General features: G+C 57.4%; 8 protein-coding genes and 1 tRNA gene. 4 read left to right on the forward strand and 5 right to left on the reverse strand.

Going from position 1 to position 8,629, the window contains the following annotated elements:
* Positions 1 to 4: 4 nt before the first annotated feature.
* The 3 genes from FB556_RS11210 to FB556_RS11220 form a co-directional block, all read right to left on the reverse strand.
* Positions 5 to 1,846: a glycosyltransferase gene (locus FB556_RS11210; RefSeq protein ID WP_246057407.1), complete on the reverse strand. Its 1,842-nt coding sequence runs from the start codon at positions 1,844 to 1,846 to the stop codon at positions 5 to 7.
* Positions 1,843 to 3,537, reverse strand: a complete 1,695-nt coding sequence (locus FB556_RS11215; protein ID WP_141867654.1) for a sensor histidine kinase — start codon at positions 3,535 to 3,537, stop codon at positions 1,843 to 1,845. Before FB556_RS11215 ends, FB556_RS11210 begins: the two co-directional genes overlap by 4 nt.
* A gap of 62 nt (positions 3,538 to 3,599) precedes the next feature.
* Positions 3,600 to 4,559 (reverse strand): NAD-dependent epimerase/dehydratase family protein, encoded by a 960-nt coding sequence (locus FB556_RS11220; RefSeq protein WP_211344037.1) that lies wholly within the window; start codon positions 4,557 to 4,559, stop codon positions 3,600 to 3,602.
* A gap of 257 nt (positions 4,560 to 4,816) precedes the next feature.
* Between FB556_RS11220 and FB556_RS11225 the strand changes: the two genes are divergently transcribed.
* Both FB556_RS11225 and FB556_RS11230 read left to right on the forward strand, forming a co-directional pair.
* Positions 4,817 to 5,725, forward strand: a complete 909-nt coding sequence (locus FB556_RS11225) for an alpha/beta fold hydrolase (RefSeq protein ID WP_141867656.1) — start codon at positions 4,817 to 4,819, stop codon at positions 5,723 to 5,725.
* A 41-nt stretch (positions 5,726 to 5,766) separates the two neighbouring features.
* Entirely contained in the window at positions 5,767 to 6,474 is a 708-nt protein-coding gene (locus FB556_RS11230) for a M50 family metallopeptidase (protein ID WP_141867658.1), read from the forward strand.
* Here the strand turns inward: FB556_RS11230 and FB556_RS11235 are convergent.
* Both FB556_RS11235 and FB556_RS11240 read right to left on the reverse strand, forming a co-directional pair.
* Complete coding sequence (locus FB556_RS11235; protein WP_141867660.1) at positions 6,422 to 7,189, reverse strand: DNA methyltransferase; 768 nt, start codon at positions 7,187 to 7,189, stop codon at positions 6,422 to 6,424. The two genes, FB556_RS11230 and FB556_RS11235, sit on opposite strands and share 53 nt — an antisense overlap.
* A 282-nt stretch (positions 7,190 to 7,471) precedes the next feature.
* Positions 7,472 to 7,544: transfer RNA gene (locus FB556_RS11240), tRNA-Lys, on the reverse strand.
* Between the two features lie 141 nt (positions 7,545 to 7,685).
* Between FB556_RS11240 and FB556_RS11245 the strand changes: the two genes are divergently transcribed.
* Together FB556_RS11245 and FB556_RS11250 are read left to right on the forward strand one after the other, a co-directional pair.
* A complete protein-coding gene (locus FB556_RS11245) occupies positions 7,686 to 8,366 on the forward strand; it encodes a hypothetical protein (protein ID WP_141865196.1) in 681 nt (226 codons plus the stop codon).
* 41 nt (positions 8,367 to 8,407) lie between these two features.
* Positions 8,408 to 8,629: hypothetical protein (locus FB556_RS11250; protein WP_141867662.1), on the forward strand; the 222-nt coding region annotated here is incomplete at its 3' end.

The following is an 8,629-nucleotide window of genomic DNA, read 5'->3' on the forward strand; positions in this document are numbered from 1 at the left end:
CCGATTAGGAAGCACGCACGACATCACGGCGAATCTCTTCGACCGTATCAGCACCCAACTGCTCCAAGGTCGGCAACGCTTGGCGAAGCGCTTCGAAATCGCGGGCTTCGACTAACTCAGCCATGCGCTGGGCTGTTCCGGCTAAGCGTGTGGCACCCAGCATAGCTGCCGACACCCGAATGCTGGCCACCGCATCCCATGTGGCTTGCGGGTCTTCGGCTGCCGTAGCGAGCTGAACATTGGCCAGACGCTTGGGCCAAATGATCGCGAAAGTCGAGATCAGCTCGCGAGCGAAATCCTCGTGGCCTTCCAACTCCACGGCCAATTCCTGGACCACCGCCCGGTCCAATAGGGGCGCCGTCGTTGGAATAATTGGTAATGGGGTGGTCTCGAGCTGACGTAGATCATCAGCGTTTCGTTTCGTTTTGGCCCACGCATGACGCCCTGTCAGCATGCGTCCGATGGCCCGAGCGTAAAACAGGTATGTCAGATACACGTATCCCAGGAACAGTATGCCCAGCACCGCGGACTGCAGCCATCCCACATTGGCTCCTGCTCGAAGTCGATACAGTGGGCCCCACATGGCATAGGGCAACACCAGGAAGATGACTGCGGCTAATAAGGACAGTAACTGCGAGCTGGACTGCCACAGCCATGCGCCGCCTTCGATAACGGCCAGTATCGTCAGGGTAGGGATCACTAACAGATTGATCATCGACAACCAGGCCTGGCTCATCAAGAAGTGCACCTCAAGAAACCCAGCAAAGTTCAAGACTTTGGCGCGGCGCAGTCGAGGTAATAGTGAGGCACATTCCAACAGGCCTTGGGCCCACCGCGTGCGTTGGGTGAGCAGCCGTTGGAAATACGGTAGGGCTTCTTGGGACACGTGGGCTTGGCGCGTGTAGTACGTGCGATACCCGAGGGCCAAGATCTTCAGTCCTAGTTCGAAGTCTTCGCTGAGCTTCCTCCCCCACGGTTCACCATCGGTATCGGCCAACTGGTCTAGGACCGTCAGTCGGTTGAACTGCCCATTGCCACCCATACCCACGGTGCCGGTCTGGACACGTAAGAGCTGCATGGCCGAGTTCGCGGTGCGGAACTCGATATCCTGAAGACGAATGAGTATTCTGCCCACCAGGTTTTGCCACCACCCGTGGATCGGACGAGGTCGTTTATCTGCACGGTTTTTCATCCAGACTTCGATCTGCACCCCGCCCGTGTGCTGATCGCCGAAAGCCTCAGGCCCGGCCAGGACATCCAAGGTGTTGTCGGAGAGATAGCCATCTGCATCAAGCACCCCGATGACTGTGCGTTGTCGTCGAGACGGGTCCGCACCCACGAACTGACCGACCTGCCGATACGCAGCATTGAGTGCATCGCCTTTGCCGGTGCGGGCATGCGGCGCAATCCTGGTGATCAAATGGACGTGGTCATCAAAATCCTGCAGACCGCGGACGATCGAGCCAGTGCGATCATCCGAAGCGTCGTCGATAACCCACACGTGGGCTGCAGGAAAACTCATTCGGGCAGCTGAGACGGTTTCGGCCACGACCGATTCTTCGTTCAAGCATGGGACCAGCAGATGCCACTCGAAATCTTCGGCGCGTCCCACAGTGTGCGTTTCTCGACGCGAGAACCTAAACAGCAGCATGCTGATATACGTCAGGGCCAGCGCGGAGATCACTGAGACAACGACCAACATGACATCGCGGAGTGGGCGCTCCCCAAAACTCCCAAAGGTGCCAGAGAAGACGAACACGATGGAAGTAACTATGCCATAGAGCGGACAAAGCATGACCGCAACCATCCAGAGCCAGGCCGGAGTTTCACGATGCGATGGGATCATGCTGAATACTCCTGATGAAGTGGTAGGCGGACAACAAATGTAGAACCTTTCCCGGGTGCACTGTCCACCTGGAGACTCCCGTGGTGGGTTTCCACAATGCCTTTCGAAACGGAAAGACCAAGTCCCGTTCCTTGAGTAAAGTTGGCAGCGGATTCGGTGCGATAAAACGGCGTGAATAAGCTTTCAAGTTCTTGAGCACTCATACCGGCCCCGGTGTCGGAGACCACAAAGATCGCATCGGGGACGTTTACGCCGTCGCCGTCATCTCGACCGACTCGCACCTGGATATGCCCACCCGGTGGAGTATATTTCAGGGCATTGGATAACAAGTTATCCATCACCTGACTGATGCGCTGCGGATCGGCCCGGACAATGGGTTCAGTGACTGCATCGAAGGCGACGTCGATATGACGCTCTGCCGCAAGCGCTCGTTGAGCTTGAATAGCTTCTCGCGCCAAATCGGATAAGCACACGACCTGTTTATTGAGCCTGAGGTTGCCGTAGCGGGCCTGTTGTTGCAATAGCAGGTCTTCGACTCTGACTAAGAGTTTTTCTGCGTTACGTTCAATCACAGTCAAGAAGTCTTCTAGTTCACGGCGGTTCTCGACTGGCATCTCGTCAAGAGATTCAAGCGCAAAATCGGTGTAGCCCAGGATCGAGGTCAACGGCGTACGAAGTTCATGGGAAACGGTTGCGATGATGTCTTGCTGTGCGCGCTGGGCATGATAGGTGTCGCTGATGTCGTCGAAGATCAGAATCCGGGATTCTACTCCACCGTCGGGGCCGGCAATAATTCGGGAGGCTACTTCTAAGACGCGTTGTTCGTGTGTTGGTGATCCCGCGACGATGAGCACGTCCTCAAAGCTTTCACCCCGAATGACACGCCGGGCGGGGCGCTGTTCCGGCGGTATTGTCGCCCCATCAAGGGTGAAGAGCAGATGGCCGGCTTCGGTTGGGTCCAGGCTGCCTTCGGGCGACACGAGGCCGTGAATGTAGCGCTGAGCTGGGTTCGCCATGACATCGTTGCCCTCGGCGTCCATGACAAGCACCCCCACGTTCAGGTGGTTAATGACGCCTTTGAGGAGTCGGTCTTGGCGTTTGAGTTCATGGTGCTGGTGCGACAGGCGGGCAAATAGCACCAGCACGAGCGCGGCAACGATGAGAAAGGTGATCGGTAGAACTCCAAAGCGGGCAAAATCTGCAAGGCTCAGCTGCGTATCGATCACCAGGGACGGCAGCGAAATAGTCAACAGAATGGTAATCGTGCCCAGCACTACTCCCCGTAACCGGTAGCGCACGACCAACCAGAGCGCTGGAGCTAGCGCCAGGCTGGATAGCTGGGCACCGTCGGGCAAGGTTGCCCAACGAAGCACGCCCAGGCCTGCTAAATCAGCCAGCGGCAGGAGCAGGTTGAGCCACCACCAGCCACGCACCCGGTTTGCCGGTGTGAATATCACGAGCAGGGATGGGACGGCGAGCACCACAATTCCGGTGAGTAACTCTGGAACCTGGATAACCTCGCGGTTGTAGAACCATAACAATACGATCGGGAAAAATGCGACGGCACAAAAGATGGTTTGCGCTAAGATCGCCAGAGACTTTGGCGCGAGATTGATGAGCTGCTCCCGCCAGATCTGTAATTGCAGGGTGCCACTTTTCCACGTCTGAGTTGGACGGGAGCTGGAGATCATGGGAATAATCTACCTCGAGCAGCTCCCCTACTCAGCCATCTGTCCATAAACGACCGTTAGCGTCACCGTGCAATATTCGCATGAGCGAGTTCATCGGCAAATCCGTCGCGCCACGATGGGTAGTCAGGTTGCCAGTTGAGTTCTCGTTTCGCTTTCGTATTATCTGCTCCACGCAGCCGGGTCATAAACGCGATGCCCCAGGTGCCCACGGCGAAACCTGCCAAAAGCGGAGAGACGCGTTTGGGTGAAGGTGCCCCCATCATTTCAGCAAGCAGTGGCAACCATTCCCGAACCTCAGCCGGATCGTCGTCGACAATGTTGTACACGCCGGGTGCTTTTGCGGCCAAGGCCGCCACGACCGCTGCGGCCGCGTCTTGCACATGAACAAAGGAAAAAGTCGCTCGCCCATCGCCGATCAGTGGCACTTCGCCTTGCTGGAGCTCTCGGAAGAACCACCCCTCGGGAGAAAAGCTCGTGCCCGGGCCGTAGAGATGGCCGAAGCGTAAAACCGTTCCGTGAGCTGCTCGAGTTGTTGCTTCCAGCCGCTGGACACCATGTAAAACGGTCGCGAAGGGTTTTGGTGGATCCCTCCACAGAGCAGCTTTTTCATCAGCCAACACTGTGCCGCGAGGTTCATACCCAAACGCAAGGCTTTGTGAGATGAAATGTGCCACCCCGGCTCGCTGTGCCGCAAAGCGCAGATTTTCAGTGCCCTCAATGCGCAGCCGATTGGTCACTTCGAAATCATCATCCACGCGCTTGGGATTAATCCGCTCAGGAATGGCCGTGAGCATATTGACGATCGCATCCGGCTCGTTTTCTTCAACTGCTCGCACAACCGCCTCGCGATCAAGAGCGTCAACCGCGAGCGCGGTAGAGCCCATATGCCCGCGAATCGACCTCGCCAGACCGATGACGACATGCCCTGCAGCTTCTAACTGTGGCACCAGTTGACGGCCGATCACTCCGGTAGCGCCTGCTAATAAGACCCTCATCGCCCAGACCCCCTTGTCACGGTCCATTCAGTTTACTCGCGTGTCTACCGCGAGCTCAAGGTTGATACGGTGACTCCAAGACCTGATGACGCGAACAGAACATGGCCGAGTACACCCCTCAAGGTGAGGTTGTCAGATTGACGACGTGCACAACAAAATAGCCCAGTAATCGCAGGGTCGCTTTTGTTCACCGAAGCTCCCATAACCTTGTTAAACTCGTTGACTCATGGCTCGACCGAGGAATACTCTAAAAGTAGTAATTCTACTTTTCTTTGGGGCTAGAAATGGCCATTCCACAGGGTAAATCTATTCGCCCGGCTGATACTGACACCTGGTCGCCCCCACTGCCCGCGGCCGCCGGGTTTGAACATTTCATGATTGATACGCCGGGATTGCACACGCATGTGGCGACCATCGGCGACGGCGAACCGGTCATCATGTTGCACGGTTTCCCACAGCACTGGTGGCAGTGGCGCAACGTTGCCCCGGCCATCGCCGCCGAAGGGTTTCAGGTATTTTGTCCTGACCTACGCGGTGCTGGGTGGACCGTTGCCGATGATCCCTATATTGAACGGCAAACCCGTCTGCGCGATCTATTAGCTATCTATGATGCCCTTCAGATCGAAAGTGCCCACGTGATCTCACACGACATGGGCGTTCTTACCGCCATGCAGCTCAGCTACGAATATCCCGAACGTGTACGCTCAGCAATCCAGCTGTCGGTATTTCCCGGATTTGCGAAATTCCACCCAAAACTCGCCCCGGCTTTTCGACACCTACCCGGCCTTATCTGGTATCGATCTGGCGCTTCGCTGCGGGATATCTTCTCCCGCAGATACATGACTCACCCGCTATCCGATGAGATCGCTGGAGCATACCTTGCACCACTTCAGCGCCCAGAGATCGATGCCGCCGTCAGACCTCTCGTTCGCAAAATGCTCATGCCCGAGGCGCTGCGCATTGTCCGTGGCGCCTACCGACGTCGTCGACTCTCCGTCCCCACGCTGGTTGTCTTTGGCAGACAAGATCACCCCACCACCGAAGAGCTCATGAATGTGATCTGTAAGAATCCCCAGCAATACGCGGATCATGTTGAATTCGCCTACGTCAACGATGCCGCCCATTTCATCGTCGACGACGCTCCCGAGGCCGTGGCGACCCTGGCAACCGGCTGGCTCGCCCAACGAAACTGAGCCCCGGCAACTGGCCAGGTGATTCTGCTATATGTGGGTGGGTGCTCATCGAAATTTGGGAACGCGCCACGAGCGTTCAACCACCCCTGCCACAGACCTGGGTGTTGGCCGTCGCCGTCGTCACCCTCATGGTGACCTGGTCGCCTGTCGGCTACCGCCTAGTTCGACATTTAGCGACCTTGCTGCACGAAGCCGGCCACGCGATCGTCTCGGTGCTGGTCGGACGTAAACTGCGCGGCATCCGCCTGCATTCCGACACCTCAGGCCTCACCCTTTCACGCGGCAAGCCCACCGGTCCCGGCATGATCGCCACTCTCCTGGCCGGTTACCCGGCCCCGGCTGTCGTCGGCTTAGCCGGAGCGTGGTTGCTCGGCAAAGGATTCGCCGCCGGCACCCTCTGGGCACTGGTCGTTCTGTGTGCTGCGATGCTGCTGTTCATCCGCAACTTCTACGGCCTGTGGGTTGTCGTAATCACCGGCGCCGGTGTAGCAGCCCTCAGCTGGCTTGCCTCCGGAACGGTCATCTCGATTGCGGCCTATCTGATGGTCTGGGGACTCTTGCTGATCGCACCGCGCGCAGTGGTTGATCTGCACCGGTCCCGACGACGACAACGCGGTCGCAGAGATAGTGATGCCGATCAGCTGGCGCGTCTGACACGCTTGCCAGCGGGTGTGTGGGTTGGCATCTTCTGGCTGATCACCGCGGCATGTCTTCTGGCCGGCGGTTGGCTGTTATTGACTCCTGGCTAGCCCGCTGAAACACCAGGAGCGCATCGGAGATCAGATCGTGTGGATAACGATCCCAAAGGATTTCGGTGATCCCCACCAAGCTCAGATGCTCGGCAAGCACACGCGCACAATCCGCGATTAACTGCGTGGTTCTTCCTCGGTAGTGAATGTCGGCGAGGTTCCACACAATGAAACCATCCGGTGCGATCAGGCGAGCGCATTGCGCAGCCACTTCCCCGAGTTCGCGCAAGTACCGGTTGTAGTCGCCGTCTTCACCCTCGTATCCCTTCAGCGGATCGGCGGGGTGATCGTCTGCCGTCATGTAGGGCGGAGAGGTCAAAATCAAGTCGATGCTGGCCTCACCCAATTCTGGTGCAGCGTCCGGCAGCGTTCTTAATAACTGTTTAGCATCGCCTTCGAGAATGTGCGCATCTGGTATGTGGTGGTTGAGGTAGGCCACCCGATCGGGTAGCAGCTCCAACCCGAGTGCTCGTCGCTTCAGCGCCACCGCTCGCTGAAGAGTGGTACCAAATCCCGCGAAAGGATCCAGAACCAGGTCGCCCGGTTTGGTACAGCGTCCAATGACGTGGTCCACAAGGTCTGGCAGCATGTGCACGTCTTCATCAGCACCTTGGGGACGTTCGGCCAAGAATCGATCGTGGCGTGCAAACAGTTGTGAGTCCAACGGCGAATGCTTCGAAGCGCTGCCGCTGGAGGCGTCACTGGAGTGGTTCATATTCTGCAGTGTAGCCCGGCCCTTGGAACAGGGCGGTCCTGCTGGCGAACTATCTTCTCGTGCATTGGGAGGACTCAACCGCAATACCCTGTGACCCGCCAGTAAACTGGAAGCACCGTACCACGGAAAGCGCTAGCTAAAACTTTGACCGCCCTGCGAACTCAACCTTGAGTGGCGGGGCAGTCTTGTTGCTCCATCCGCAAAGGCAACCTTTGTGGAAACACGAAACCCGCCAGATTATAATCTGACGGGTTTTGCGCTATCTCACTGAAGATAGTCTCGTGGGCCCTGCGGGGATCGAACCCGCGACCTGCGGATTAAAAGTCCGATGCTCTACCTACTGAGCTAAAGGCCCACGGTCCGTTGAGGACCGATAAATGATTGTAGCCTATTTTGCTACGGAACAAAAATCACTCAAGAGGCTGTTATTTAGGGGTGCACCTGCCCTAGGCTGTCGAAGGTACGTCTCAATTACCGAAGTACCTAAGGAGTACGTTTGAGTTTGCAGCGGGGTAGTTCCGCCGGTATTCAATATCACCGCCCGAAGTTGACGCCGCTTGAGGAGTTTGAGCATCGTTCGGGCGGCATCGATCCGGCCGAGGTATTCTCCGCTGCCCAAATCATCGCGGCTAAACTCGTAGCAACCGGGCAAGATCCTGACGCCGATGATGCAACTGTTGACTGGCTCGTCGATCTCGTCGCCGACGTCGGGCTCGACACGATGGCGCGTATGTGGGCCGATGCCCCTGCTGTGACCTATGGGGGCGCTCTGTGGCGGTTGTACGCTCTCCAGCAGGCCACCCAACGCGATGGTGACCGTTGGGCCGCCTGGTACCGAGCGGGGTATGAGGCATATGTTTCGCGTGTGATCGCCGGCGCCTCTGAACCACCGCAGGCACGTGACCTACAGTCGCTGATCACCAAGATCCTCACCGGGGTATACGCCGGTGATTTTGCTATCGCTTTGGAGCGCGGTGGCGCCTACGCCCGGGTGATTGCTGCCGGCCAGCACCAGCACGCCGAACAACTCGAAGATCACAATCCGGCAGCTGCCGCAGCTTTGGAGCATCGCTCGACGAAATTACAGCGCACCGCTACCGAATTAGAGCTCTGTGCCGCTGCCTGGCGTCAAGGACGCCTGCAGACTGAGACTGCCGAGCGACGTCCAACGAATTAATTCAGCACCGCATTAACTTTCGGTGTGTAAAGTAACCAATCATGAAGCTGTCTGTAACGCGCCTATTTTCTGCCGATGAATCAGGCGCGACTCACGTTCGAACGCTTGCCAAATTCCTAGTGGAGTCCGTAGACCTTGTGACACAAATGTTTGGTGCATCGCCAGAAACAGGCACCGAACTCGACGCGCAACTCGATAACCTCAACGACCAGGCTTCAAAAACCCAGACCGCCATGCTCACCGCACTGCGCAGCTCCTACCTG

It is taken from the genome of Enteractinococcus coprophilus, from assembly GCF_006716305.1.
GTDB classification, from domain to species: Bacteria; Actinomycetota; Actinomycetes; order Actinomycetales; family Micrococcaceae; genus Yaniella; species Yaniella coprophila.